The 26,076-nt window shown below is 58.9% G+C and carries 22 protein-coding genes and 3 tRNA genes; 11 read left to right on the top strand and 14 right to left on the bottom strand.

Going from position 1 to position 26,076, the window contains the following annotated elements:
• Nucleotides 1-146: 146 nt before the first annotated feature.
• The 4 genes from NE623_RS08775 to deoD all read right to left on the bottom strand — a co-directional run bounded on the left by NE623_RS08775 (nucleotide 147) and on the right by deoD (nucleotide 3,776).
• Complete coding sequence (locus NE623_RS08775; RefSeq protein WP_256272019.1) at nucleotides 147-1,277, bottom strand: BMP family lipoprotein; 1,131 nt, start codon at nucleotides 1,275-1,277, stop codon at nucleotides 147-149.
• 138 nt (nucleotides 1,278-1,415) lie between these two features.
• A complete protein-coding gene (locus tag NE623_RS08780) occupies nucleotides 1,416-2,579 on the bottom strand; it encodes a BMP family ABC transporter substrate-binding protein (protein WP_256272018.1) in 1,164 nt (387 codons plus the stop codon).
• 44 nt (nucleotides 2,580-2,623) lie between these two features.
• Entirely contained in the window at nucleotides 2,624-3,043 is a 420-nt protein-coding gene (locus tag NE623_RS08785; protein WP_256272017.1) for a cytidine deaminase, read from the bottom strand.
• Nucleotide 3,044: 1 nt separating this feature from the next.
• Entirely contained in the window at nucleotides 3,045-3,776 is a 732-nt protein-coding gene (deoD, locus tag NE623_RS08790; RefSeq protein ID WP_256272016.1) for a purine-nucleoside phosphorylase, read from the bottom strand.
• 87 nt (nucleotides 3,777-3,863) lie between these two features.
• Between deoD and NE623_RS08795 the strand changes: the two genes are divergently transcribed.
• The 5 genes from NE623_RS08795 to udk all read left to right on the top strand — a co-directional run bounded on the left by NE623_RS08795 (nucleotide 3,864) and on the right by udk (nucleotide 8,193).
• Nucleotides 3,864-4,796: a radical SAM protein gene (locus NE623_RS08795; RefSeq protein ID WP_442490234.1), complete on the top strand. Its 933-nt coding sequence runs from the start codon at nucleotides 3,864-3,866 to the stop codon at nucleotides 4,794-4,796.
• Nucleotides 4,793-6,670 carry a hypothetical protein gene (locus NE623_RS08800; protein WP_256272015.1) on the top strand — a complete coding sequence of 626 codons (1,878 nt, stop codon included), beginning with the start codon at nucleotides 4,793-4,795 and terminating at the stop codon, nucleotides 6,668-6,670. The genes NE623_RS08795 and NE623_RS08800 overlap by 4 nt, the downstream gene beginning before the upstream one ends.
• Before the next feature lie 82 nt (nucleotides 6,671-6,752).
• Nucleotides 6,753-7,028, top strand: coding sequence for a sporulation transcriptional regulator SpoIIID (locus NE623_RS08805; RefSeq protein WP_256272014.1), 276 nt, complete (start codon nucleotides 6,753-6,755; stop codon nucleotides 7,026-7,028).
• A gap of 46 nt (nucleotides 7,029-7,074) precedes the next feature.
• A complete protein-coding gene (locus tag NE623_RS08810) occupies nucleotides 7,075-7,554 on the top strand; it encodes a deoxycytidylate deaminase (RefSeq protein ID WP_256272013.1) in 480 nt (159 codons plus the stop codon).
• A 12-nt stretch (nucleotides 7,555-7,566) separates the two neighbouring features.
• Nucleotides 7,567-8,193, top strand: a complete 627-nt coding sequence (udk, locus tag NE623_RS08815; protein WP_256272012.1) for a uridine kinase — start codon at nucleotides 7,567-7,569, stop codon at nucleotides 8,191-8,193.
• A gap of 92 nt (nucleotides 8,194-8,285) precedes the next feature.
• Here the strand turns inward: udk and NE623_RS08820 are convergent, their stop codons facing one another.
• Nucleotides 8,286-9,482 carry a cation:proton antiporter gene (locus NE623_RS08820; RefSeq protein WP_256272011.1) on the bottom strand — a complete coding sequence of 399 codons (1,197 nt, stop codon included), beginning with the start codon at nucleotides 9,480-9,482 and terminating at the stop codon, nucleotides 8,286-8,288.
• A gap of 230 nt (nucleotides 9,483-9,712) precedes the next feature.
• On the opposite strand from NE623_RS08820, the gene NE623_RS08825 reads away from it, so the two are divergent.
• From NE623_RS08825 to NE623_RS08845, 5 genes are all read left to right on the top strand, one after another.
• A tRNA-Ser gene (locus NE623_RS08825) sits at nucleotides 9,713-9,804 on the top strand.
• A 122-nt stretch (nucleotides 9,805-9,926) separates the two neighbouring features.
• On the top strand, nucleotides 9,927-10,304 hold the full coding sequence (locus NE623_RS08830) for a BlaI/MecI/CopY family transcriptional regulator (RefSeq protein ID WP_256272010.1): 378 nt from the start codon (nucleotides 9,927-9,929) through the stop codon (nucleotides 10,302-10,304).
• 2 nt (nucleotides 10,305-10,306) lie between these two features.
• Entirely contained in the window at nucleotides 10,307-12,232 is a 1,926-nt protein-coding gene (locus NE623_RS08835) for a M23/M56 family metallopeptidase (RefSeq protein WP_256272009.1), read from the top strand.
• Between the two features lie 4 nt (nucleotides 12,233-12,236).
• Nucleotides 12,237-13,466 carry a murein hydrolase activator EnvC family protein gene (locus NE623_RS08840; protein ID WP_256272008.1) on the top strand — a complete coding sequence of 410 codons (1,230 nt, stop codon included), beginning with the start codon at nucleotides 12,237-12,239 and terminating at the stop codon, nucleotides 13,464-13,466.
• 211 nt (nucleotides 13,467-13,677) lie between these two features.
• Nucleotides 13,678-14,124: an Lrp/AsnC family transcriptional regulator gene (locus tag NE623_RS08845; RefSeq protein ID WP_256272007.1), complete on the top strand. Its 447-nt coding sequence runs from the start codon at nucleotides 13,678-13,680 to the stop codon at nucleotides 14,122-14,124.
• A gap of 36 nt (nucleotides 14,125-14,160) precedes the next feature.
• Here the strand turns inward: NE623_RS08845 and NE623_RS08850 are convergent, their stop codons facing one another.
• Nucleotides 14,161-15,102, bottom strand: coding sequence for an AEC family transporter (locus tag NE623_RS08850; RefSeq protein WP_256272006.1), 942 nt, complete (start codon nucleotides 15,100-15,102; stop codon nucleotides 14,161-14,163).
• A gap of 136 nt (nucleotides 15,103-15,238) precedes the next feature.
• On the opposite strand from NE623_RS08850, the gene NE623_RS08855 reads away from it, so the two are divergent.
• Nucleotides 15,239-15,322, top strand: a tRNA-Leu gene (locus NE623_RS08855).
• A gap of 177 nt (nucleotides 15,323-15,499) precedes the next feature.
• Here NE623_RS08855 and NE623_RS08860 read toward each other — a convergent pair.
• The 8 genes from NE623_RS08860 to NE623_RS08900 all read right to left on the bottom strand — a co-directional run bounded on the left by NE623_RS08860 (nucleotide 15,500) and on the right by NE623_RS08900 (nucleotide 25,967).
• Complete coding sequence (locus NE623_RS08860) at nucleotides 15,500-17,062, bottom strand: MFS transporter (RefSeq protein ID WP_256272005.1); 1,563 nt, start codon at nucleotides 17,060-17,062, stop codon at nucleotides 15,500-15,502.
• A gap of 84 nt (nucleotides 17,063-17,146) precedes the next feature.
• A complete protein-coding gene (locus NE623_RS14770) occupies nucleotides 17,147-20,146 on the bottom strand; it encodes a beta-glucosidase (RefSeq protein WP_305146119.1) in 3,000 nt (999 codons plus the stop codon).
• Between the two features lie 168 nt (nucleotides 20,147-20,314).
• Entirely contained in the window at nucleotides 20,315-22,234 is a 1,920-nt protein-coding gene (locus NE623_RS08875; protein WP_256272004.1) for a glycoside hydrolase family 2 protein, read from the bottom strand.
• A 168-nt stretch (nucleotides 22,235-22,402) separates the two neighbouring features.
• Nucleotides 22,403-23,674, bottom strand: coding sequence for a GHKL domain-containing protein (locus NE623_RS08880; RefSeq protein WP_256272003.1), 1,272 nt, complete (start codon nucleotides 23,672-23,674; stop codon nucleotides 22,403-22,405).
• Between the two features lie 12 nt (nucleotides 23,675-23,686).
• Nucleotides 23,687-24,394 carry a LytR/AlgR family response regulator transcription factor gene (locus NE623_RS08885; protein ID WP_256272002.1) on the bottom strand — a complete coding sequence of 236 codons (708 nt, stop codon included), beginning with the start codon at nucleotides 24,392-24,394 and terminating at the stop codon, nucleotides 23,687-23,689.
• Nucleotides 24,395-24,512: 118 nt separating this feature from the next.
• Nucleotides 24,513-25,367, bottom strand: a complete 855-nt coding sequence (locus NE623_RS08890; protein WP_256272001.1) for an EamA family transporter — start codon at nucleotides 25,365-25,367, stop codon at nucleotides 24,513-24,515.
• A 138-nt stretch (nucleotides 25,368-25,505) separates the two neighbouring features.
• Nucleotides 25,506-25,838: a hypothetical protein gene (locus NE623_RS08895; RefSeq protein ID WP_256272000.1), complete on the bottom strand. Its 333-nt coding sequence runs from the start codon at nucleotides 25,836-25,838 to the stop codon at nucleotides 25,506-25,508.
• 53 nt (nucleotides 25,839-25,891) lie between these two features.
• A tRNA-Gly gene (locus tag NE623_RS08900) sits at nucleotides 25,892-25,967 on the bottom strand.
• Nucleotides 25,968-26,076: the final 109 nt, after the last annotated feature.

Raw genomic sequence — 26,076 nt, forward strand, 5'->3', positions numbered from 1 at the left:
CACAAATTCTTACTCTATATTATACAGAAAAACTCTGCTGTGCACAAGAGAATCTGCGCAAAAAGTCGTCAGAATTTGTAGAAAACCAACAAAAACCGCCCCGTGCGGTAAGGCACAGGGCGGCCAAAAGTCATACTTTTAAGCTATCAGCTCTGATAGTCAACGGTCACATTGGTGACGGCGGGATGTACATCGACGTCAAAGCTGTCGTCAATGACCAGAGAGCCGTCCACAATGGCAGCATACATAGTGTCGTACTGCTCCTGGGTGAACTTGGTGAACTTGCTGGTGCTCATGGGCAGGCCAACGCAGTTCTCAGCAGCGCCCAGCTTGGTCTCCTTGCCGGAGTAGGTCTCGCTGAACTTCCAGCCGTTGTTCATAGCATCGGTCAGAGCCTCGTTGACGGACTCAGCCAGACCCTTCATAGCGGAGGTGACAACGGTGTCGAACTGACCGGACTGGTCAACGTCAACGCCAATCATCTTGCCGCCGTTGGCCTGTGCAGCTGCATCGCAGTTCTGGCAGACGGGGCCGCCGCAGGCAAAGACAACCTCGGTACCCTCAGAGTACCAGCCGTCCATCTTGTTCTTGACCTCATCGGTAGCAGCGAAGCCGCCGGAGTACCAGTACTTGATGTTGACATCGTCAGCGCCAATCTCCTTGGCGGCGGCGTCAGCACCCTGCACAAAGCCGTAGCCGTAGCGGATAACGGCGGGAACAGCCATGCCGCCCAGGAAGCCGAGCTCCTTGTAGCCGTCATAGACAGCGGCATAGCCAGCCAGATAGCCGGCCTGCTCTTCCTTGTAGGTAATCAGGGCCGTGTTGGCAGTGGGAGCCTTGTCGCCCAAATCGTTGGTGGAAACGTCCAGAGCCAGGAACTGGACATCGGGATACTTCTCCTGAGCCTCGGCAATAGCGGAGCCGAACAGGTAGCCGGCCACAACGATGGACTTGGCACCGTCATTGACGGCGTTGTCCATCTGCTCCAGACGGGCTGCGTCAGAGTCCTCGGTGGGACGGTAGTAGTTGGCGTTCAGGCTGTTAGCGTTGCAGAAATCCTGCACGCCCTGCCAGGTGTACTGGTTGAAGGACTGGTCATCAATGTTGCCGACATCGGTAACGAAAGCAACATCGGTCTTGCTGCCGGAAGTGGAAGCAGCAGCCTCAGAGGTAGCCTCCGTTGCGGTGCTCGCGGTGCTGCTGGCGGAAGAACCGCCGCAGGCAGCCAGAGAGAGCGCCATGCTGGCAGCCATTACAAAAGCGAGAAACTTTTTCATGGTTTTGATCTCCTTAGGTTGATTTTCACTAGGCGGCCGGGCGGATTCCCTGCCGCAGTACGTTTAGTATACCGCATTTTGCCGTGCGATTCAATGACAAAACCCCACAAAAAACATTACAAAAGCATAACAATCCGTTTACATAATCCGGTTCAGGGTAACATTGGGGGCATCGGGCAGGGTGTCAAGGTCCGCGTAGGTGTCCACCTTCAGCACGCTGGTGCGCAGCTGCTCATACAGGCGGCGGTAGTCATCCTGACTGAAATTGTCAAACCGCCACGGGTTGCCTGCCTCCAGCGCAATCTCGCCGTTGATGAAGCCGACCGTCTCGGTCTGACCGGCATCATCGGCCGCCCATGTGCCGGACGTAAAGAAGCTGTACAACTCCCGCTGGACGGCGGCATTGTAGCACTTTACGGCGCTGGCCAGCAGACCCTCTGCCATATCGGTGCTGTCATAGTCGGTGGTGATGGCCTTGGCGCCGGTCTCGTTGACTGCGGCAGCGGCGCTCTTGTACAGGTCCCCGCCGCTGACCATAATGAGTGAAACGCCGCTGTTGTACCAGTCAATCATCCGCTGGGCAATGGCGTCATTGGTCTCGTCGGTGTCGGCAAACCAGGTCTGCAGGGTCACGCTCTCACCCTGCTGCTCAGCGGCAGCCTCCGCCCCCTGCAGGAAGCCGGTGGCATACCGGACAATGCCGGGAATCTCGCGTGTGCCGATGAACCCCAGCGCGGTGTAGCCGTCCATCACAGACGCATACCCTGCCAGGTAACCGGCCTGTTCCTCCTGAAACAGCACGCAGTGCACCAGCTCTGCCGTGGTGTAGGCGCTGTAGTCCTCGGTGTGGGGCTCGCTGTCAAACAGCAGATAATGGACATCCGGGTAGCTGCCCTGAATCCGGTAGAGGGCCGCGCCCATCGCGTCCCCACGGCAGACAACGAGCTTTGCGCCGCTTTCTGCCGCAGCACGCAGGGCCTCCTCGGCATCATCTGCCGTATTTCCCGCGGCGGTCTGGCTTTCCGCCGTGTAGCCGTAGGCATCGGCAAAGGTCTGCACGCCCTGCCACAGCATGGCATCCGCGCCGCCTTCCGGGCCCTCGGGGCCTGCGGCCAGCACAATTTTTCCGCCGCCCGCCGGGACCAGCGTCGGGTCCTCCGGCTGGTAGACAAAGCTGGCATCATCGGTGGGGGCCGTCACAGTATGCTGCTCCTGCTCACCGCTGGCGGCCTGTACGCCCTTGCAGGCACACAGAGTTCCCAGCAGGCACAGCGTCAGGAGCAGTGCTAAGAATTTCTTCATGGGTATGGAAAAATCTCCTTGGTAGTTGGTTTTTGCGCGGGGTATCACATAAGGTTGGCCGGGCCGAAGCCGTAGGGCAGCAGTTCCCCGAGGGTGGTGACGATGTAGTCCTCCTCGCTCTTGGCCATAATGACCGTCAGCGCCGGGCCGCCGAACTCATACAGCGCTTGGCGGCAGACGCCGCAGGGCCCGGTGACAAGAGTGTTTGTCTCCCCCACCTTGCTGCCCACGATGGCGATGGCGTCAAATTCACGCACACCCTCGCTGACCGCCTTGAACAGCGCCGTGCGCTCGGCACAGTTGGTCGGAGTGTAGCCTGCATTCTCGATGTTGCAGCCGCCGAACACCCGACCGTCCTTGGCGCGCAGGGCCGCCCCGACATGAAAGCGGGAGTACGGCACATAGGCAAATTTCTGCGCGGCGAACGCAGCGCGAATCAGTGCCTGTATTTCAGACTTTTCCATCTTACTTCTCCAAAAAGGCGTCCACGCCCAGCGCCACCTTCATCATGGCAGTAAAGCTGGTCTGGCGCTGCTCGGCGGTGGTAATCTCCGGCGAAACAAAGCTGTCGGAAATGGTCAGCAGGCAGGCGGCACGCTTGCCCAGCACCTTGGCATTGTGGAACAGGGCGAAGCTCTCCATCTCCACGGCAAGGCAGCCCTTCTCATCGCGCAGCTTTTCCCAGTAGGTGGGCTTTGCATCGCTGGGCTGGCGGTAGAACACGTCAGAGGAATGGATGTTACCCTCAATCAGCGGGATGCCTGCAGCGGCCGCGCTGGCGCGCAGGGCCTCGTTCAGCTCGGCGCTGGGCTTCTGGATGTCATCCGTGTCGCCGCTCTGGGTCACAGCGTAGTTGCTCTCCGAGTAAGCACCGGTGGCCAGCACCACATCGAACAGCTTGGCCTTGTCGGTGTAGGAGCCGGCAGAGCCGATGCGGATGATGTTCTCAACGCCGTACTGGCTGTACAGCTCATAGGAATAGATGCCGATAGACGGCATACCCATACCGCTGCCCATCACGCTGATGGGGCGGCCCTGATAGGTGCCGGTGTAGCCGTACATACCGCGCACGTCGGTGACGAGCTTCGGGTTCTCCAGGAAGGTCTCGGCAATGAATTTGGCACGCAGCGGGTCGCCGGGCATCAGGACAGTTTTGGCGAAATCGCCGTTTTCGGCACGATTATGAGGGGTAGACATAAAAGCACACTCCTTTATTTTGAGATAATAGTAGCTATAGTATACCACATTTTTTCTGTTTGTGGTAAACTAAAAGCAAGAAATTTTGTGAAAGAGGTTTTTGCCATGCTGCTGCCCCACCATTGTACCCTTTGCCCACGCGCCTGCGGGGCTGACCGCGCCGCCGGGCAGCGCGGCTTTTGCGGGGCCGATGACACCCTGCGGGTGGCCCGCGCCGCCCTGCACCACTGGGAGGAGCCGTGCCTGAGTGGTGACCCGGATGCCGCCACCGGCAGCGGCACGGTGTTCTTCTGCGGGTGCACCCTGCGGTGCTGCTACTGCCAGAATTTTCCCATCAGCCAAGGGAGTGTCGGCAAGGAAATCACGCCGGAGCGTCTGGCCGGAATTTTTCTGGACCTGCAAAACGGCGGGGCCAAAAATCTGAACCTTGTGACAGCATCCCAGTATCTGCCGTGGGTCACGGCGGCGCTGGACATAGCCCGGGCACAGGGCTTGGCTCTGCCGGTGGTCTACAACACCGGCGGGTATGAGACGGTGGAGGCTGTCAAAGCGCTGGCCGGGTATGTGGATATCTGGCTGGCGGATTATAAGTACGCGGACAGCGCCCTTGCGGCGGAGCTTTCCGCTGCGCGGGATTACCCCGCTGTGGCGGACGCGGCCCTGCGGCAGATGCTTGTGCAGACCGGCGTGCCGGTATATGACGCGGACGGCTATCTGCACAAGGGCGTCATCGTGCGGCATCTGGCCCTGCCCGGCCATGTGGAGGACAGCAAGGCGGTTCTGCGGCGGCTGGCCGCCCTGCGCGAGGAGACCGGCGTCGCCTTTGTCCCGAGCCTGATGAGCCAGTTCACACCTTTTTATAAGGCGGCGGAGCACGGTTTGGGGCGGCGCATCACAACCTACGAATACCGTCAGGTCATTGATGAGGCCGTGCGGCTGGGGCTGACAGACGGCTATATGCAGGAAAAGAGCAGTGCCCGCGAGGAGTACACCCCGCCGTTCGATTTGGAGGGCGTATGATGCTTCTGTCTTTTGCGTATCTGCTGCTCTTTCTGGCGGTGGGGCTTTTGCTGGCGCGGCGGGCCGTACCGGACGCGGAGGGGGCTGTGCTGTTCCCGCTGGGGTGCGGGTTTGGCGTTTCCCTGCTGGCAGTCTTGCCCGCGGTGTTTTCTCTCGCGCTGGGCTTTGCCCTGCCCGCCGTCCTTTTGGCAGCGGCTGTCGCTGGGGCCATCGGTGCTTTTCTGCTGCGCAGCGGCACGCGGCTGCGCGGTCTGCCCAAGGATTCTGACCGCGGGGCGGTCTGGGCCTGCGTACTGCCTGTGGCGGCGCTGACGCTGGCGTTGCTTTACACCCACGTGCTGCACCTTGTGGACGGCGCGTACCACACCGGGCAGAGCTGCTACGGCGATATGCCAATGCATATGGGATTTATCAAATATATCGCGCAGAGTGGCGAATTTTTGCCGCGGTATCCTCTGTTGGGCGGCGAGCACCGGTTCGGCTATCCGTTTTTGTGCGAGACGGTTTCCAGCGTCTTTCTGGTGCTGGGGGCCGATTTGCGCACGGCGTACATTCTGCCAATGCTCCCCGCGTTTTTGTCGGTGTACGGTATGTTCTGGCAGCTGGCGCGGCGGGTGACCGGCAGTGTTGGCAAGGCCAGTCTTGCGTTTTACCTGTTTTTTATGGGCAGCGGGCTTGGGTTTGTGTATTTTCTGGGCTCCGCCTCAGACTTTGCGGGGATCTTCACCGGCTTCTACACCACGCCGACGAATTTTGTGGAAAAGAATATCGAGTGGGTCAACCCCATTGTTGATTTGCTGATTCCGCAGCGCGCAACGCTGTTCGGCTGGTGCGTGCTTGTCCCCGCCCTGTATCTGCTGTGGCGGTTCTGCTACGAGGGTGAGCGCAGGCTCTGGCCGTGGCTGGCGGTGTTGGTGCTGCCCCTGCCGCTGCTGCACACCCACAGTGCGCTGGCGCTGGTACTTCTCTGCCTTGTGGGCGGCGTGTATACGCTGACGCATGGCGCACGGCGGGAGACGCTGCTGCCGTGGCTGGGACTGGCGCTGGTCTGCGGCGCGGCATGGCTGGCGCAGATGCTGCCCACCGTGCTGGCCCAGAGCCTGGACGGCCAACATATGCTGCGGCTGCATTTCAACTGGGTCAACGGCCAGCAGGACGGCACACTGAAGGACAATTATTTCTGGTTTTACATCAAGAACATCGGCCTTGTCTATCTTTTGCTCATTCCCGCCTTTTTGCACGCAAGGCCGAAGCAGCGGTGGCTGTACGGCGGCGGGCTGGTGATTCTGGTGTTGGCGGAGTTTGTTGTCTTTCAGCCCAACAATTATGACAACAACAAGCTCCTGTATGTCTGGCATATGCTGGGGTGTATTCTGGCAGCGCAGTTGCTTGTGGATGTGTTCGGCAAAATCCGCGCCCTGCCGTGGCGGGCGCTGGGGCTGGCAGCCTGCTGTTTTCTGGCCATGTTCGGCAGTGTGCTGACGGTCGGGCGGGAGCTTCTGAGCGACTACCAGCAGTGGAGTGCCGAGGACATCGCGCTGGCGGAATTTGTTGATGTCAACGCCGAATCGGACGCGCTGTTCTTGACCAGCGACAGCCACCTGACGCCGGTCTTTGCGCTGGCCGGGCGGCGGATTCTGTGTGGTTCGGGCAGCTACGTATACTACCACGGCATGGACTACAGCGATGAATACAGCGCTATGAAAGCGCTGTACGAGGCCCCGGACGAAGCCACGCTGGCCCTATGGGGCGTGGACTACGCGGTGTTTGACAGCACCGTATACAGCAAGTTTGCCGCAGACGAAAATTGGTATTCCACCCGCTATCCCCTGTGGTACGAAAGCGCCAACTGCCGCGTGTATAAAACAGGCTGACCGCTCCCTAAGAAGTTTGGCATATTTTTCCTCTTTTTCACATAGGCTTTGACAGAAATTCCTATGTGAAGGAGGTCAGGCTATGAAGGGCGACCCTGAGGAGCGTGCGGCAGCAGTGGGACGGTATATCGTTGACAATTCTGCTACCGTGCGGGCGGCGGCGGTTGTGTTCGGCGTGAGCAAGTCCACCATCTGGAAGGACCAGCACCGCCTGCGCCGCCAGAATCCCGGCCTGTGGGCCGAGGTACAGGCCGTTGTGCAGAAAAACAAGGCCGAGCGCCATCTGCGGGGCGGCGAAGCCACCCGCCGCAAATATTTGCACAAAGCATCTTGCGCAGCGCAGCACAGCACAGTATAATTACAATAATAATAGATACCAAAAATACCAAAAGGACGGTGTACCTATGAAACGGCAGGATTATATCAGCTGGGACGAATATTTTATGGGCATTGCCCTGCTTTCGGCCATGCGGTCAAAGGACAACAACAGCCAGGTTGGCGCGTGTATTGTCAGCCCGGAGAACAAGATTCTCTCCCTCGGCTACAACGGTATGCCCATCGGCTGCAACGATGACGATATGCCGTGGGAGCGCGAGGGCGAGGATCTGGACACCAAATATATGTACGTCTGCCACTCGGAGCTGAACGCGATTCTGAACAGCCCCAACCATGATTTGCGCGGTGCCCGGATGTATGTGACGCTTTTCCCCTGCAACGAGTGCGCCAAGGCCATCATCCAGAGCGGCATCAAGGAACTGATTTATCTGTCCGACAAGTACCATGACACCCACGCCAGCATTGCCAGCCGCCGTATGTTCAATATGACCGGCGTGAAGTACCGTGCGTACCAGCCAACAGGACGTGAAATCAAACTGGATGTATAAGGAGTTTTGGATATGAATACCATCATCATCGGCATTGCGGGCGGAACCGGCAGTGGCAAAACCACCCTGACCGAAAAGCTGCGCGACCATTTCGGTGCGGATGAGGTCAGCGTCATCAACCATGACAGCTACTACAAGCGCCACGATGAGCTGCCCTATGAGGAGCGCTGCAAGCTCAACTATGACCATCCGGACAGCTTTGACACCGCGCTGATGATTGCCCATCTGCGGGAGCTGCGCGCCGGGCACCCGGTGCAGGTGCCTGTGTACGATTACACCATCCACAACCGCAGCGACAAGACCGTGACGGTACAGCCCGCGCCGGTCATCATCGTGGAGGGCATCCTGATTTTCGACTCCCCCGAGCTGTGCAATCTGATGGATATGAAGGTGTTCGTGGACACTGACGCCGATGTGCGCATCCTACGCCGCATTGTCCGGGACGTCAAGGAGCGCGGCCGCACGCTGGACAGCGTGGTGAACCAGTACCTGACCACCGTCAAGCCGATGCACGAGCAGTTTGTCGAACCCAGCAAGCGCAAGGCGGATTTAATCGTCCCCGAGGGCGGCCATAATCTGGTCGCGCTGGAGCTGCTCATCAAGTGGGTGGACAATCACCTGCACAACACCGGGAAATAAGAAAAGCCACCGGGAAACCGGTGGCTTTTCTTATGCTTATACAGGGAAACGGCTGCTGCCGCATGGCTGCAGGCATTTTCGAACCGTTTGCTTTATCCGTTGACCTGGCCGGGGTGCTGGACCGGGGGCATTTTGGCAAACAGGGTCTTGAGCACCAGCGGCGTGGCCACGCTGGACACGATAATCAGCAGGATAACCGCCGTGAAGTAGACCGGGTCCACCACGCCGATTTCCAGACCCTTCTGGGCAACAATCAGCGCCACCTCGCCGCGGGTCATCATACCAACGCCGACCTTGAGGGAGTCGCCCCAGTTGAAGCGGCAGACCTTGGCGGCCAGACCGCAGCCGATAATTTTCGTCAGCAGCGCCACAATCACAAAGCAGATGCAGAACAGAAGAATTTCCGGCGTAAGGCCGCTGATGTCGGTTTTCAGGCCGATGCTGGCAAAGAATACCGGCGCAAAAATCACATAGTTGCTGATGTCCACGCGGCGCTCAACATAAGGTGCATCCGTCATGGTGCACAGGACAATGCCCGCAATGTAGGCGCCGGTGATATCGGCAATGCCGAAATACTGCTCTGCAATATAGGCCATGGCAAAGCAGAATGCCATGCTGACGATGGTGATGCGCTGGGTGTGGGGGTTGCGGGCGTCCAGCCACTTCATGGCATAGTGGATGACCACACCCACGCCGATGGCCACCAGGAAGAACAGCGCGGTCTGAATCAGCACACCGCCGATGCCGACCCCCTCGCCCGAGCTTGCGCCCAGCACACAGGTCAGCACGATAATGCCGATAACGTCATCAATGACCGCCGCGCTGACGATGGTTGTGCCAAGGAAGCTCTTCAGATGGCCAAGCTCCTGCAGGGTGGCCACCGTGATGGAGACGCTGGTGGCCGTCATAATCGTACCAATGAACAGTGCGCGGTAAAATTCCGGGCTGCCCACTGCAGCAAAGCCATAGAACGCGCTGTACAGCAGCGTACCGCCCACCAGCGGCACAAAGACGCCGACACAGGCAATCAGGGTTGCAATGGGGCCCGCACGCATAAGCTCCTTCAGGTTGGTGCCAAGGCCGGTGCAGAACATAAGCAGCACAACGCCGATTTCCGCAAAGATAGAGATGGCGTCACTGGTTTGTACCAGATTCAGAAGGCAGGGGCCAATCAGCAGGCCAGCAAGAATCTCGCCGACAACCTGCGGTGCCTTGCACTTGCGGGCGACCAGCGCAAAGAATTTTGCGCTCAGAATAATAATCGCCAAATCACGAAAAACGGAATACATGAAATATCCTCTCCTTTAGGGCAAAGTTTCACACCTATATAGTTTTAGCACCTTGTGCAGCAGTTTGCAATAGGATAAAACGTGCAAATTTATGCGTTTAACACGCACATTTTGCGTGCATCTTGCCCAGCTAAGATTTTTTTGCAAAAAAATGCAAAATTGCGCTTGACATTTTGTGCTGCGATTGCTATAATAGCTCTTGCAGTCAGGCGCTGCGCAACTGAAAATGTGGAAAGATGGCTGAGCTGGTCTAAGGCGCACGACTGGAAATCGTGTAGGGCCCCTAAAGCCCTCAAGGGTTCGAATCCCTTTCTTTCCGCCATGAAAAGAGCTTACAGGTTTCTGTAAGCTCTTTTCTTTTTTTGTATTGACAGCGTCGGTCTATCGTGATAGACTATAGGTACAGACTGGTCTATCGCAATAAACCAAAAGGAGCTGTTTTCTATGCCGACCCATGAACCAATGCGCCTTGCCGAAGGCGAATACCGCTTTGCCACCCTTGTGTGGGACCACGAACCCCTGCCCAGTGGGCAGCTGGCCGCGCTGGCCGATGACGCACTGGGCTGGAAAAAAAGCACCGCCTACACAGTGTTGAAAAAGCTCTGTGAGCGCGGTGTGCTGCAAAATGCGGACGGCTGTGTGACAAGCCTTATTAAAAAGGAGTACGTCCAGCAGGCCGAAAGCGCCGCCGTGGTGGACAAGACCTTCGGCGGGAGCCTGCCGCAGTTTGTGGCCGCCTTTCTGAATGCAAAGCCCATCAGTGACGCCGAAGCCGCCGAGATCCGCGCCCTGCTGGACGCGGCCTGCCAGAAGGAGGAATAGCCATGCGCCAGACCGTGCTTGCTTTTTTACTATTGAGCGCCCGCGGCGGCATTGCCGCGTTGGCCGTCTGGGCCGTGTGCAAACTGCTGCGCCGTGCCCACGCCCCCAGCCGCCTTTTGTGCTGGCTGTGGCTGGCCGTAGGGCTGCGGTTTGTGCTGCCGTGGGGGATTCCGCTGCATCTGCCGCGCCCACAAAGTGCCCCCGTGGCAGCGGCCGCCGATACCGTGCAGAAGTTGGGCGAGCTGCCGCTGGTGCCGCCCATAGCGTCCGCCGCACCCGCCGCAGCGGCTGCAGCAGTTTTCCCTCTGCCGTGGTACGCACGCCTGACACCGTGGCACGCGGCGGCGGCCGTCTGGGCCGTGGGTGTAGTTGCTCTGGCCGTATACAGTGTTGTCGGATATATCCGTCTGAAGCGCCGTGTGGCACTGGCCTGCAAAACGCCGGACGGCTGCTACAGTGGTGCCTGTGTTGCCGTTCCGTTCACGCTGGGCGTGGTGCGCCCGCGCATCTATATGCCGGACCACGTGCAGGGCACAGCGCGGCAGGCGGTGCTGCTGCATGAGCAGACCCACATCCGCCGCCATGACACGCTGACAAAGCCGCTGTTCTACGCCGTGGCCTGCCTGCATTGGTTCAACCCGCTGGCGTGGCTGGCCTTCCGGGAGCTTTCGCACGATATGGAAGCCGCCTGCGATGAGGCCGCGGTGCGCGGGCGTTCCCTGCCGGAGCGCAGCGCCTACTGTGCCAGCCTGCTGCAATTTGCCACACAGGGCCGTGCCGTGCCCGGCAGCCTCTCCTTTGGCGCAGGCGGCGTAAAGGCCCGCATTGTGCATCTGCTGCACTACCGCCGCCTTGGTGCCGGGGCGCTGGCGCTCTGCGTGGCGGTGGTAGGCCTTTGCGCCACCGCCTGCATGGTACGCCCGCAGGTAGACGCCGCACCCGAGCCGCAAACCGAAGCCGCAGAAATCCAGACCCCCGAGACCGCCGCGCCAGCATCCTCCCCCGCACCGGCCGTGAACGCCGCGTCCACCGCTGTACTGCCCAATCTGCATGATGCCGCCAACAGCCCGCGTTTCCTCTGCCCGGTGCAGTATGAGTCCGTTATCCGCTTTATGGGGAACGGCCACCGCGGTGATGACCTGCGCGCCGACGCAGGCACCGAAATCCACGCCGCCGCAGACGGCGTTGTGGTAGCCGCGCAGGAGCATTACAGCTGGGGCAATTTTGTCGAGATTGACCACGGCACCGATGCCGACGGCCTGCGCTGGGCCACGTTGTACGCCCATATGCAGTCCTATACCGTGCAGGAGGGTCAGACCGTGCACGCGGGAGATGTCATCGGGTATGTGGGTTCCACCGGCAATGCGACCGGCAATGCGTGCCATTTTGAAATGTATGTCGGCGGTGTTCTGCTGCAGCCCCGCTATTTCACCGATTACGGCGCAGATTCCGGCGAGCTGACGCAGGAAATGGCGGATGAAATCCTGGCCGAGGCCGTGCGCCGTGCCACTTCCGACCAGGTGACTGCCGCCGATGGAGCCGCCCTTTCCGGCGTGGATCTCTTTACCCTGCCGGTCGCGCCCCCGCCGCAGGTCAGCGGCTATGACCCCGAAAACGGCCACCCCGGCATTGACTTTGCCGCCGAGGAAGGCGCGGAGGTTTACGCCGTCGCCGGTGGCATCGTGACCGCCGCCGACTACGATGTTGAAAAGGGCAACTATGTCGTGCTTGACCACGGCGGCGGGCTGGAAACGGAGTATCAGCACATGAAGTCGTTGCTCGTCTCTGCCGGGCAGTCCGTGGTCCAAGGCCAGGTCTTGGGATATGTGGGCAGCACCGGCAATTCCACCGGGCCGCACCTGCACTTTGAGGCACGGCAGGACGGCGCGCCCGCAGACCTGACCGGAACTGCCCTATTAGCGGAGTAACAAGATGAAATACAGGCACTTCCCCGCCGCTGTTCTGGCGGCGGGGCTGCTTTTTTGTACCCTTTTTTCGGGCCAGACCGCCTACGCGGAGGACAAAAAGGACGAATTGACGCAAAAGCAAGCCGAAACGCGGCAGGAATACGAGGCCGCACAGTCCACCCTGCGCGATTTGCAGAGTGTCCAGACGCAGACCGAAAGCGAGGTTGCCGCGTTGTCCGGGCAGGCAGCGGAGCTGACCGGGCAGATTGCGGCTGTGACGCAGGCTGTGCAGGATGCCCAGACCGCGCTGGACGAACGGCAGGCCGCCGCAGACACCGCCCGCGCCGCGCTGGATGCCAAGCAGGCCGAATATGACGCACGCCTTGCCGCCTGCAAGGAGCAGCTGCGCGCCATGCAGCGGCTGGACGGCGGCGGGGGTATCTGGCTGCTGTCGCAGGCAAAAAGCCTTTACCAGCTGTTGACCTTTGACACGGTGCTGCGGCAGATGAATGCCAAAAACAGCGCCGTTCTGGCCGAGCTGGACGCCGAAGCCGCCGCACTGGAGCAGGCACGCGCCAAGGCCGACACCGCCGTACAGCAGGCCGCCGAGGCCAAGGCCGCGCTGGAAAGCCAGCAGGCAGCTCTCAGCGCGACACAAAGTGAACTGGAGGCCGCCCTGCTGGCGGCGAACAGCGCGCTGACCCAGCAGCAAGCCGCCGCACAGGCACAGGCCGCCGTGACTGACGCCGCCAAAAAGGCCTATGAGGATGCCACCGCCGCGCTGGATGCCTATGTCCGGGAGCAGAGCCGCCGTTATACCACCGCCGATCTGCACCTGACAAGCCTTGCCTTCCGCTGCCCGCTGGACAGCTACGGCCGCATTACCACACAGTTTGCCGAGCCCGACCCATGGGGTATCCCCCACCGCGGCACCGATTTTGCAGCGCCGGGCGGCACACCGATTTACGCCGTCGCCGACGGCGTTGTCAGCGCGGCACGCACGATGAACAGCTACGGCAACTGCGTACAGGTCAGCCATGGCACAGCCGATGACGGCCACCGCTATGACAGCCTCTACGCGCATATGAGCAGCATTACCGTTGCTGAGGGCACCGCCGTGCAGAAGGGGGATTTGCTGGGCTATGTGGGCAACACCGGCAACGTGTACGGCGCGGGCGGCGGGTATCATTTACATTTAGAGCTGCGTGTGGACGGTGCCCGCGTGAACCCGCTGGGATATGTACCCAGCCGCTAAGCGCCAGCCCCGGCGTATGCGGGCGGGCAATGCCCGCCCCTACTGCGCGGTATTTTTTGAGTTACTCCGGGGCTGTTTACTTTATTTTGCAAAGCTCTTTACTTTCGCGTTCCGATATGCTAGAATACTTTACATAGTGAAGCAAGGAAGCTCTCGTTCAAGTGCAATGGCGCACAGAACGAGAGCTTTTTGAGGTATTTGAGGTGTTATTATGGACCACATCGACCGCAAAATCATTGACATTCTGCAGGGCAACGCCCGCGCACCCCTGAAAGAAATCGCCGACCACGTGTTTTTGTCCAGCCCGGCTGTTTCGGCCCGCATTGCCCGGCTGGAAAGCGCCGACATCATCACGGCCTATCAGGCACAGGTCGATGCGCCTAAGCTGGGCTATATGGTCAAGGCCTTCATCAATCTGGATATGGATCCCCAGCGCAAGCCGGAGTTTTACCCCTATATCCAGAGCTGCACCCACGTGGTGGAGTGCAACTGTGTCACCGGCGATTACAGTATGCTGATTGAGGTGCTGTTCGGCACCACGCAGGAGCTGGACCAGTTCATCAACCATCTGCAGCAGTTCGGCCGCACCCGCACCCAGATTGTGTTCTCCACGCCCGTAGAGCACCGCGGCGTGCCCGTGGCCGCAGAAGAACCGTAATCCGCTTCCCGCATTATTTCTTATTTCTTATTTACCTCACAGGTATCCCCCGCTGCGCAGAATAAAAATCCAGCCGGTCAGTGTCAGGGCCGATAGCAGCGTTGTCAGCGCAATGCAGCTGGAGGTCAGCACGCCCTCATGGCCCATATTCTTGCTCATAACGTAGGCACTGGGGGTCGTGGGGCTGCCCAGCATAATAAGCAGCGCCACAAGCTCCTCATTCCGGAAGCCGAGCGCCACCGCGCAGGGCAGAAAGGCCGCCGCCAGACCGATTGTCTTGATGAAGGCCGCCGCCACCGTGGGGCCGAGCTTTTTGATGGCCTTTGTGCCCTCAAACGAAGCGCCGATGGAAAGCAGCGACAGCGGCGTGGTGAGCGAGGCAATATTGCTCATGGTTTTTGTCACCATCTGGGGCAGCGTGAACGGCAGCAGCGCATAGACCGTGCCAAAGACAATGCCCAGCAGAATCGGGTTCGTCACCACACCGCGCAAAAGCTGCTTTGGATCTGGTGTGCCGCGCTGCTCCGGGGATTCCAGCATCAGAATCAGCACTGCAAAGATGTTGAACAGCGGCACGCTGCCCAAAATCATCAGCGGTGCCATACCCGCACTGCCGTAGATGTTCTGGATGAACGCCACGCCCAGCACGGCGGCGCTACTGCGGTAGCCCGCCTGCACAAACTCCCCCACCAGCGTCTTGTCTTTTAAGAAGCGCTTTGCCCCCGCCCAGACAAGCAGGATGCCGATGAGCGTGGCGGCAAAGCAGAACAGCACAAACTTCGGCTGAAACTCATGCAGAATATCCACACTGCCCATATTCAGAAACAGCATGACCGGCAATGTAATTTTGAAGCAGAGCTTATCCGCCGCCTTGCAGAACGCGGGCGGCAGAAAGCCCATCCGCCCCAGCAGATACCCCACCACCATAACAAAGAACACCGGCATGGTGGCGTTCAGACTGAATATCAGGTTTTGCACGTCGGTTGCCTCCCCTCTCTATGGTGTTCATTCTATCATTCACGGCCTGTTTTTACAAGGGCGGAAAATTTTGCTGTAAAAGCTTGACTTTTGGGGGTGGTTTGTGATAGAATAATCCTCGCAGTCAATGCAACAAGCGGAAGTGCTGGAATCGGCAGACAGGCACGTTTGAGGTGCGTGTGTCTATGACGTGTGGGTTCAAGTCCCATCTTCCGCACCAAAGTCAAGAGCGATGAAACGCAGGTTTCATCGCTCTTTTCTTGTTTATGGGAAAATGGGCGAATATGAAATCCACCCCTACGGTATTTCCCTGCAAAAGCAACGCCGCCCCGGATGCAGCAGCATCCGGGGCGGCATTGCTTTTAAGACAGAAACAAAGACAAAGAGGAAGGCAAAATTAAGCGCGGTAGTGCTCGGGCAGCTGGTCAGCAGTCTGCCACTTATTCATGGCGTCCTCCAGGCTCATGCCCTCGGCCACGGCGTCGCGGCGGCAGGCGTTGACGGCCTGGATTTCCTTCATCTTCTCGCCGGTCAGGCTGTAGCCCTTCATGGCAATCAGAGTGGCGGTCCATGCCACCATCGGGATAACGCAGAACAGCACGATGACCACCACATTCATACCGGGGGTGTAGGGTTCATACTGGGTGGGCAGGGTGTTCAGGCCGATAAAGGTCACGGCAATACCGACAACCGTGGCGGACAGGCTGGATACCAGCTTATCCACAAGGCTGAACAGCGTACCCATAATGCCGGGGATATACTTACCGGAACGATAGGTCTCGTAGTCGGAGCAGTCGGCCACCATCGGGATGGGCATATCGGCAGTGGCGTAGTATGCGCCGTAACCGATGCCGAAGAAGAGGATGAACAGCACAGTGTACAGGTTGATGGACAGACCGTTCTCCCCCATCAGGCTCAGATGGAAGGCGTCACCGTGACCCCACAGGGCCAGCAGGACGAACACGCCGATATAGCAGACCAGCGCCACGCTGACATACTTGGTCAGGCTGGCCTTCTGGCCCTTCTTCTGGCTGGTGCGGACAGACAGCAGGAAGAACGGCACGCTGAACACATAGCCCAGCACCATCATGGGCAGATACAGGCCATCGTAAGCCCCCATCATGCAGCCGTAGAGCATACAGAGAACCGTGGTGTTGTTGGCGATGGACAGCGCCAGTTTGGTGCCGGCGCCCGCAATCATCAGGCGCTGCATGGGCTTGTTTTCCTTGATAATCTGCAGATACTCGCTGACCTTGACCTTCTCGGTCTTTTCGCCGCCGATACCGAAGTACTTGGGCTGGTCCTTCTCCCAGATGCCGATGATGGCAAGGATGGTCAGCGCAATGGACATCACGATGCCAACAGGTGCCAGCGCACGGAAGAAACCTGCGGAGGAATAGCCGCCCTCAAAATTCTTGGCGAGGATGGGCGCGAAGAACTGCATAACGCCCATACCCAGCAGAGAGCCGACGGTGTTGAAAATCGTGAACAGCGGACGCTGCTTGGGGTCATTGGTCAGAACGGTCTGGCCGGAGCGCGTGCAGCTGGTCTGGAAGGTGTAGCCGATAACCCAGACGAAGTACAGCCCCACGAAGGCGGCATACCGCGCCCACATCATGGTATCGGGAATCATGGGGGTGATGCCGTACAGCACCAGAATACTGACGGCCATAATAATGTTGCCGATGGCCATAAAGGGGCGGAATTTGCCGAACTTACCGTTGGTGCGGTCCATCAGGGCGCCGATAATCGGGTCGGTGATAGCGTCGCACAGGCGCATGGCCGTAACCATAACGGAGGCAAACAGCGTACCCAGTGCCAGCACATTGCTGCCAAACGTAGCAATGTAAGAAAGCACCAGTACATAATAGACGTTGGTGGCACCGTTGTTCAGCGGAAACAATACCAGCTGGTAGAGTTTGGCGCGGTTGACACTGGGTGCCTTTGCATTTTCACTCATGGGCTGCTCCTTGTTGTGGGGGAGAATTTACTCAAAAGTCCCCGCCGGGGCCGGCGGGGAGCTTACGGGATCCTGTAGGGGGGGTTAGGCTTTCTTAGCGGCCTTCAGGGATTTTTTGAAATCTTTATAAGCCTTGTATTCTTCGGTCTTGCGGAACTTCTTGCCGCCCAGCACCCACAGCACGGCAAAGACAATGAACAGCACCGCGGAGATGCGGGCAATGTTCTTGAGCATGCTTACCAGAGGCAGCTCCTGCACCTTGATGGTAGTGTCCGCGCCGACGCCGTTCATACCGCAGGAGTTGGCGATGGCGTACAGGTTGTGGTGGCAGGCCTCGCGCATGGCGGTAACAATGACGGGGTCGTTCTTGTACTGGGGCAGGGTGTCGGTGACGAAGGACATCATGGCGTCGTAGATGGACACACCGGCCAGAACGCCGTCGGGACCGTTGACATACTGGGTCAGAACGTTATCGGTAATGACCATGCCGTCGCAGCCCCACTCGTTGCGCAGGATGCCGGTGACCAGACCGTAGTTGCCGCCGGACCAGATGGCACCCCAGCGGGTGTAGGCAATCATAACGCCGTTGCCGTTGCCGACCTCGACGGGAGCCTGGAAGGCTTTCAGGTAGACCTCACGGGCAGCCTGCTCGTTCAGCCAGACGCCCAGACCGATACGGTCCTGCTCGCAGTCGTTCAGGGCAAAGTGCTTCATAACGACGTGTACGCCCTTTGCCTGAATGGCGGCGACCTCGTAGGCGCTCATCATGCCGGACAGGAAGCCGTCCTCGGAGTAGTACTCGAAGTTACGGCCGCCGTAGGGGGTGCGGTGAATGTTGTTGCCGGGGCCGTACAGGCAGGCAATGTTGGCTTGCAGGCAGTTGTTGCCGATGACCTTGCCGATCTCGGTCATGATCTCGGTGTTGAAGGTGGCAGCCATAACGTCCTCAGAGGTGAAGGCGGTGGCGGTCAGCTGGGTCTTGTCGTTGCCCAGCAGGCTGGCGGTCAGACCCTGGGGGCCGTTCTCGTCACGGGTGCCGGGGGCTTCCACGCTCTTGACAGGCATGGTCCAGTGGAAAGCATCGCTGATCAGGGAGTTCATCTCGTCGAAGGTCATCTGATCCAGCAGCTCGTCCCACTTGGGATCGTTGTAGTCCAGACCGATCATATCGTACAGCTTGACGCCGTTCTTGGCACCCAGGGTGGGCATCTCGACGCTCTCGTAGTCGGCAGGATCGTAGCGGATGTCCTTCAGGTCCTTCTTGAGCAGCTCGGTCAGGGTCAGCTTAACGGTTTCGGTGGGCAGGGTGCCGTTCCAGTCAGAACGGCTCAGCCAGGTCACGGTCTCCTCGACGCCCTCGTACAGGTTGGGGTCGGCGCAGGACAGCTGGTTGGTGATGGCGGTGCCGTTTTCGCTGGTGGCATAGGTGGTGGTGTCGAGGGCATCCTCGGTCCAGGTGTAGGTCAGGTCGGCGTTGCCGTCGGCGGTCATCTTGCCGTCGGTGGACTCGACGGTGTAGCCCTTGGCAGCCAGAATGTTGTTGACGGCGTTGTGGGCATCGGTGGCGGCGGTGAAGTAGTAGTCACCGGCATCCAGAATGTAGGTGCCTGCGCCGTAGGTGTCAAAGGAGGCGATGTCGCGCTTGTTGACAGTCATGGACAGGGTTTCGGATGTGCCCGGCTCAATCATGCCGGTCTTGCCGAAACCGACCAGAGAAACGGCAGACTTCTCGACGCCGTTTTCCTTGTCGTAGTCGGTGTAGGGGCTCTGGACATAGACCTGCACGGTCTTTTTGCCCGCCATGTCGCCGGTGTTGGTGACATTGACGGTGACGGTGTAGGTGTCATCGGCGGCATTGTAGCTGACGTTCATATCGCTGATGTCGAAGTCGGTGTAGCTCATGCCGTAGCCGAAGGGGTATGCCACGATATCGCCGTAGGCGTAGTCGCCTGCGTTGCCGTTGCCGGTGACGAAGTCCTCGTAGCGGGTTTCGTAGTATTTGTAGCCTACATAGATGCCTTCCTGGTAAATCATGTAGGACTTGGCCTTGGCGGGAACATCGCCGCCCTCGACGTAGCCTTCATAGGTGGTGGGGTTGAAGTTCCACATGGCGGGGGCGCTGAAGTTGTCGTAGCAGTAGGTATCGACCAGGCTGCCGGAGGGGTTGACCTTGCCGGTCAGGATCTCGGCAACGGCATTGATACCGGAGATGCCCACGTCACCGATCCACAGTGCGGCGTCGATGTCGTACTCGTTGTTCTTGAGGAAATCGACCTGCAGGGCGTTGGCGGAGTTGATCAGCAAGATGGTCTTTTTGACGGTGCCGTTCTTCTTCATCTCGGCAACGTTCTGCAGCATGGCCTTCTCGTTCTCGTCGAGGGCCAGGTAGTTGACCTCGCCGTAAGAAAGGTCAGCACCCTCGCCGCCGACGCGGGACAGGGTCACGATAGCGGCATCGCCGTACTGGGCAACGCTGTCCTTGACCTCGTCGGTGTAGACATCCCAAGGCACCTCGGCGGTGACCTCACTAGATTTGGCGACGGTGCCGGCGGTCTTGCGGGAGTAATCCTTGCCGGCGCCGGTGGTGTAGAAGTCCCACAGGGTGGGGTTGACGGTGACGCCGACCTTTTCGAGGGCGGTGCGCAGGGTGTCGGCGGTGGAGGCATCAATGTTGCCGGAACCGGTGCCGCCGTACACGAGGTTGACGCTGCTGCTGGAGAAGGTGCTGACCTTCGCGTCGGCAGCCAGAGGCAGCGCGTTGTTGTTGTTCATCAGCAGGGCAGCGCCCTCGGCCTCGACCTGCTGGGTCAAAGCCAGACCGTAGTTGACCATCTCCTCGGCGGAGTTGAAGTCACTGGTGTAATACTGGGCGTTGGTGTCCTCGTTCTGCAGCTTCCAGAAGCTGCCGCCGAAACGGGCAGCCATGGTGTTGTCGAACTTTGCGGCCAGTACGGACAAAGGCACGGAAATGATCATAACGATCGCGCAGAGGATTGTCAGGACTTTCCACAGCGTAATGGTCTTACGCTTAGCCTTTTTGTAGGCTTTTTTCAAAGCCTTTTTTTGGGTCTTTACGTCTTCCATCTTGTTTTCTCCTTGTTGTTTTCTCCATGGGTTTCTATAAACAAACCGCCTGACAGCGGGTCGTTACAATAGGGCGTTGGCGGGGTCACCGCCGCTTTTTTTGAATGTGCGCGCACGGCGCGCACTCCATATTTATTATTTATTATCTATTATTTATTATTTAAGGTGTCACACCCAGTTTGCGCTCTTTGTCTTGCTCTTAGTCAGCTTGTAGGCGGGGTTCGGCGTGCTTACCTTGGTAAACACAGCCTCATCAATGCAGTCCCCTGCCACGGCCTGTACCTTGGTTTCGCCGTTCAGCTTGACGCGGAACTTGAAGATGTGCTCACCCTCCTGCTCGTCCAGCTTTGCGCCGTTGACATAGAGGCTGACGTTCTTCTGGTTGGAGTAGACCTTGACCTCAATCTCACTCTGGGTGCGGTCGGTGAACCGCTTGGAGCAGATATGCACAAACGGCTCATCGCTCCACCATGCTTTATAGATGTAGAAGCTGTCCTTCTTGGTCTTGCGGTCAAAGGTCACAAGGCCCTTGTGGTTCATACCCGGCTCGCCGCCCTGGTCGCGGGCATCGGCGGCGAAATCGTACATATTCCACACATGGGTGGCCCACAGCCACTTGTGGCGGTCAAAGCAGCGCAGCATATACTCATGGTAGATGGCCTGATACTCCTCGGTGTGGTCGCCGCGGTGGGGGTGGGTGCTGTGCAGGTTCGGCATACCCTCGGCGCCGTACTCACTGAAGCCGAGCGGGCGGTTGGGGTAGCAGAGGTGGAAGAAGTCCATCCACAAATCGTTCAGGAACAGCCCCGGCACATACCAGCCGAGATAGAGGTTCCAGCTGACAAGGTCTGTAATGTGCGCCACCGGGTTGAAGGGGCCGCACATGGCGTAGCAGGCCAGCGTGGTCAGGCGGGTCTTGTCCATCTCGTGGCAGAGGTCATTCAGCACACGGTGGTTGTCCAGCATATCGCGCTTGTCCTTGGTGGAAATCGTGATTTCGTTGGAAACACCCCAGCAGACGATGCAGGCGTGGTTGTAGTTCTGGACAATCAGCTCTTTCATCTGGGAAATCGTGTTTTCGCGGCCGTTGTTCATATGCTCCGAGATATACGGGATTTCCGCCCAGACGACCATACCGGCCTCGTCGCAGAGGTCGTAGAAATACTGGTCGTGCTGATAGTGGGCAAGGCGAATCGTGTTCGCACCCAGCTCCTTAATCAGCTGCATATCCTCCTCGTGCATTTCCCGGGTGATGGCGTTGCCCAGCCCCTTGCGGTCCTGATGGCGGGAAACGCCGTGCAGCGGATAGGCGCGGCCGTTGAGGAAGAAGCCCTTCTTCGGGTCAACACTGAAGCTGCGCACGCCGAAGCGCTGGCGGACTTCGTCCTGCACTTCCCCATTCAGCACCAGACGCACCGCGCAGGTGTAGAGATACGGGTCGCGCACGCCGTCCCACAGGTGGGGATGCTCGAGCGTCACGGTCGTGTCGGTGCCCCCGCCGGTCAGTACCTCTGCACCGGCAGCGTCCAGAATCGAGAACTCGATTTCACCCTCGCCCTCGACCCAGGATTTGACGGCAATGTCGGCCTTGCTGCCGCTGACGGTCGGGGTAATCTGCACACCGCAGCCGCCGAGATAATTCAGTGCAATGTGGTTTTTGTTGACCACCAGCAGCGTCACATCACGGTAGATGCCGCCGTAGAAGGTGAAGTCGGCTTTCTGGGGGTAGACGCGGTCATTCTTGCTGTTGTCCACAGCGACAACCAGGTCGTTGTTCTCTGCCAGCAGCGCGGTGATGTCAGCGCGGAAGGTGGAGTAGCCGCCGTCATGGGTCATAATCTCCTGACCGTTCAGCGTGACCTTGGCGCTCGCGTTGACGCCCTCAAACTGCAGCCAGACCTGCTGGGTGGCCGCGTCAAAGGCGGGTGCCGCGAACTGCGTTTTGTAGGTGCAGGTGCCGCGCCAGTAATCGTTGCCGCCGTCCTGACCGTCGATGTTGTTCCATGTGTGGGGCAGAGTCACGGCGGTGGTTTTGCCGTCGGGGCCGGTGAACTGCCAGTTTTCCATCAGCTTGGTCGTGCTTCGCATTGCGCCCTCCTGTGTTGTTTTTGTTGTGTTACTATTATACAGAACTGTTAATTTTATGGCAACAGGTTTGCGAAAAGTGGTATTTCTGGCGTGAAATTCGGTGTTTCGGTGTACAAAAAAGCGCCTATATTTTGTACAATGTGCACAAAAGCATAGGCGTCATTTTGGTTATTCGGTTTTGGGGGGCGGCAGCACAATCTTAACCGCAAACAGGGCACCACGCAGCTCGGTAGACATAGTACCGTTATATTTCTGCACCACACGGCGGGCCACCTTCAGCTCATAATTGTGGCGGCGACCATGCTCGGACTGCGCGGGCAGCACCGGCCCGATTACGTTGATAACAGCAAAGCCCTGCCGCTTGCACACCAGCAAATCAATCATACGGTGGTCGGTCTCCTGCTGCTGAACCGCGGCGTCCACGGCCTGATCCAACAGGTTGGAAAACAGCGCGTACAGGTCCCCCGGCTCCACATAGGCAAGGCAGATGCCGTCCGCCACGCAGTTCAGGCGGATGCGCTGCGACTCACACAGCAGGCTCTTTTCCGTCAGCACAACATCCAGCACCTCATTGCCGGTAGCAGCGTTGGCATCATACATCCGGGCGGCCTGCTCGGCCTCGTCCAGACTGCGGACGGTTGCCTCATCGGGCTGCAGGCGGCGCAAATCGGCAATCTGCACCTTCAGCTCATGGCATTTGCGGTTGATAATCTGCACGTTGCGCCGTGCAATCTGGTACTGCTTGCGCTGGCGGTCATACAGCAGGTTCAGCGTTTCCATTTCCTTCTGCATAGCCGATTTTTTGAAAAGCTCGGTTTGCAGATACAGCAGCGTCAGGCAATAAAGCTGCGTCAGCAGAGAGGGCGTCACCACCGCGGACGGCCGCAGTCCGATGCGCAGACTGGTCTGCAGGGCAAAAAACTGGAACACGAAAATTGCCCCCAGCAGCCCCGCACTGCCCAGCTGCCGCGGGCCGATGCGGTAGCCACCGTCCTCCGGCATGGCGCGGGCCATGGTATAGCGGACAATCACGCAGCCCGCCACCGTAAAGGCAAGCTGCCCCAGCAGCAGCGGCGTGCTGTCCAGTGCCGTGTGCTGCATACCCAGCGCCTCGGCCAGCCACAGCACAACGCGCCAGAGCTCATACAGGGATTCCGAGGTCAGCACAATCCAGATGCCGCAATAGGCGCTGGCTGGCCAATCCATTTTTGTACACAGATGCGTTGAAACCGCCGCATAGGCAAACGTAATGCCGTAAATGACCAGCAGCAGCCATGTGCTGCCGTGCCCGCTGTTGCCCCATACCATCAGCTGCGCAAAGGGCAACATGGCCACCGCGTTCAGCGCCGCACGTCTGGCAAAATCGGGCCGCCGTTTCAGCGGCAGCCAGTAGGCAAGCTGCGCAGCCAGAAGGCCCCCTGCACAGACCGCCAGTGTCATAACCGCTTCCACCTACAGCACACCCCCGACATAAGCCGCCACCGCAGCCAGAAAGGAGGTGTGCTGGCGGCGGCTGATTTCCAGCCGTTCCTCCCCCACCTGCACAATATCATCCTGCACGCCGCGGACGTGGCGCAGATTGACCAGATAGCACTGGTTGCAGCGGGCAAAGTGGTAGGGTGCCAACTCCTTTTCCGCCTTCAGCAGGCTGCCGCGCACCGACCATGTATTATCGGCGGTGTGGTAGTGCAGCAGACGTTCGCGGGTTTCCAGATACAGAATGTCATCGGTGTCCAGTAGCTGCACCCCGCCGCCCACCTGCAGGGCCACCTGCCCGCCGCGGCGGCGGCGGATGCGCTGCAAGGCGCGCTCCAGCTTGGTGCTGAACTGGTAGTAGCTGACGGGCTTCAGCACAAAGTCCATCGCGTCAACCTCATACCCGCGAATGGCATACTGCGCCATATTCGTGACGAAAATCAGGATTACATCGGGGTCCAGCATACGGATGCGCTCCGCCGTGGGCATACCGCCCAGCGTGGGCATCTCAATATCCAGAAAGATGATGTCAAAGCCAGGGCGGTAGGGCTCCACCAGCTGTGAGCCGTCCGCGAAGGGGGTCACATCCAGCTGGCAGCCGCTTTCCTGCGCGTACTGCGCGATAAACCCGCATAGCTCCCCGCGCACGGCATCGTTATCCTCGACCACGGCGATTTTAGCCATCAGCTGCATCCCCCTCTCTTGTAACTATGTTTATTATGACAAAAATCCACAAAAAAAGCAACACCATTTCAGACAAAAGGTGTTGCTTATGACAGATTTTTTCTTGGCAGACGGCTCCTTACAGCAGCATAACCAGCGTGCCCGCCACCAGAACGGCCAGACCGGCCAGTGCTTTTTTGCTGAGCTTTTCGTGGAAAACCAGATACGAGAACAGCACCGTGACCAGAATACTCAGCTTGTCAATGGGGACAACCAGACTGGCCGGGCCGAGCTGCAGCGCCTTGTAATAGCACAGCCAACTGGCACCTGTGGCCAGACCCGACAGGCAGATAAAGCCCAGCTCATTGCGCGGCACGGTGCGCATCTGCCCCTGCTTGCCCTGCACAAAGACCATGACCCACGCCATAACAAGCACCACGCCGGTGCGCAGTGCCGTGCCGAGGTTAGACTCCACCGCCGTAATGCCAACCTTACCCAGAATGGACGTCAGAGCGGCGAAAATAGCAGACCCGAAAGCGGCCAGCATCCAGCCGCCCGCCTCTTTCTGGACGCCGCCCTTTTTCTCAATCATCAGGAAGGTGCCCACCGCGATAAGCACCACGCCGACGCCCTTGGTCAGGGTCACGCTCTCGCCCAGCAGCAGCGCCGCCAGCAGAATCGTCATAACCGTGCTGCTCTTGTCGATGGGCACAACCTTATCAATCGGCCCGCGCTGCAGCGCGTAAAAATAGCACAGCCAGCTGGCACCTGTAGCCAGACCCGACAGCACCAGAAACACAAGACTCTTGGCCGGAATGTCCAGGAGTGTGCCCTGCGAACCGACAACAAACACCATAATCCACGCAAAAATCAGCACCACAATCGTGCGGATGGCCGTGGCCACCGTGGAATCCGTCTTACGGATGCCGCATTTTGCCAGAATGGAGGTCAGTCCCGCAAACAGTGCCGAGCCGACCGCGTACAACAACCACATACAAATTGCCTCTTTAGCACTCATTATACGCCGTCTGCCAGTGATGTGCAACCGGTGCAGGAGCCCTTTACATCAATTTTACCTTACTGTACAAAAAACCACCCGCTTGTTTTGCAACAGCAAGTGGTTTTGGTGTGCTTATCGGTCGGGTTCGCAGTCCAGAATGGAGGGCAGATTTTCCCAGCGCTCCGGCTCGTTGTGGTAGCGGTCATGCAGCCATGTCACGGCGGCATCCAGACCCGCCTGGTTGCCCTCAAACTCGGCGGCTTCGATTTTCTCCTCCGTGGTATGTTCTATGCTCCACGGACCGGGCCAGACCTGCGCGGTCAGGTACTCGACCTTCTTCTTGCCGCTTTCATCGTTCGGGTCAGGCTTTTTGCCGGGGGTGATAACGTAGCGCATTCCCCCCTCGGCCCCGGAATAGGGGTTGCCGTTGTGGAACCAGTGATAAATCGGAAAAGCATCCAGCATAGTCAGCACCTCAAAATAAAAAACACCCCGAAGCGAAACGCCTCGGGGCACTTTGGAGCGGGATACGAGTCTCGAACTCGCCACCTACTGCTTGGGAAGCAGTCACTCTACCGGATGAGCTAATCCCGCATCAGTGACTGCTATTATAGCGCAAATCTGGTAGGTTGTCAAGGGGGTTGCGCTTGGTTATGGTTGTAGGGGGCGATGCTTGCATCGACAGGCTGAATGGGCAGATCGG

The organism is Gemmiger formicilis, assembly GCF_024462815.1.
Taxonomy (GTDB): Bacteria; Bacillota; Clostridia; order Oscillospirales; family Ruminococcaceae; genus Gemmiger.

Coding starts and splice junctions, on each gene's coding strand:
- NE623_RS08880 (WP_256272003.1), bottom strand. CDS start 23,674: ATGACACTGGCGGTCTGTGCAGGGGGCCTTCTGGCTGCGCAGCTTGCC.
- NE623_RS08845 (WP_256272007.1), top strand. CDS start 13,678: ATGGACCACATCGACCGCAAAATCATTGACATTCTGCAGGGCAACGCC.
- NE623_RS08885 (WP_256272002.1), bottom strand. CDS start 24,394: ATGGCTAAAATCGCCGTGGTCGAGGATAACGATGCCGTGCGCGGGGAG.
- NE623_RS08780 (WP_256272018.1), bottom strand. CDS start 2,579: ATGAAGAAATTCTTAGCACTGCTCCTGACGCTGTGCCTGCTGGGAACT.
- NE623_RS08860 (WP_256272005.1), bottom strand. CDS start 17,062: ATGAGTGAAAATGCAAAGGCACCCAGTGTCAACCGCGCCAAACTCTAC.
- NE623_RS08805 (WP_256272014.1), top strand. CDS start 6,753: ATGAAGGGCGACCCTGAGGAGCGTGCGGCAGCAGTGGGACGGTATATC.
- NE623_RS08875 (WP_256272004.1), bottom strand. CDS start 22,234: ATGCGAAGCACGACCAAGCTGATGGAAAACTGGCAGTTCACCGGCCCC.
- NE623_RS08800 (WP_256272015.1), top strand. CDS start 4,793: ATGATGCTTCTGTCTTTTGCGTATCTGCTGCTCTTTCTGGCGGTGGGG.
- NE623_RS08840 (WP_256272008.1), top strand. CDS start 12,237: ATGAAATACAGGCACTTCCCCGCCGCTGTTCTGGCGGCGGGGCTGCTT.
- udk (WP_256272012.1), top strand. CDS start 7,567: ATGAATACCATCATCATCGGCATTGCGGGCGGAACCGGCAGTGGCAAA.
- deoD (WP_256272016.1), bottom strand. CDS start 3,776: ATGTCTACCCCTCATAATCGTGCCGAAAACGGCGATTTCGCCAAAACT.
- NE623_RS14770 (WP_305146119.1), bottom strand. CDS start 20,146: ATGGAAGACGTAAAGACCCAAAAAAAGGCTTTGAAAAAAGCCTACAAA.
- NE623_RS08890 (WP_256272001.1), bottom strand. CDS start 25,367: ATGTGGTTGTTGTACGCGGTCGGCTCGGCACTGTTTGCGGGACTGACC.
- NE623_RS08835 (WP_256272009.1), top strand. CDS start 10,307: ATGCGCCAGACCGTGCTTGCTTTTTTACTATTGAGCGCCCGCGGCGGC.
- NE623_RS08820 (WP_256272011.1), bottom strand. CDS start 9,482: ATGTATTCCGTTTTTCGTGATTTGGCGATTATTATTCTGAGCGCAAAA.
- NE623_RS08785 (WP_256272017.1), bottom strand. CDS start 3,043: ATGGAAAAGTCTGAAATACAGGCACTGATTCGCGCTGCGTTCGCCGCG.
- NE623_RS08775 (WP_256272019.1), bottom strand. CDS start 1,277: ATGAAAAAGTTTCTCGCTTTTGTAATGGCTGCCAGCATGGCGCTCTCT.
- NE623_RS08810 (WP_256272013.1), top strand. CDS start 7,075: ATGAAACGGCAGGATTATATCAGCTGGGACGAATATTTTATGGGCATT.
- NE623_RS08830 (WP_256272010.1), top strand. CDS start 9,927: ATGCCGACCCATGAACCAATGCGCCTTGCCGAAGGCGAATACCGCTTT.
- NE623_RS08895 (WP_256272000.1), bottom strand. CDS start 25,838: ATGCTGGATGCTTTTCCGATTTATCACTGGTTCCACAACGGCAACCCC.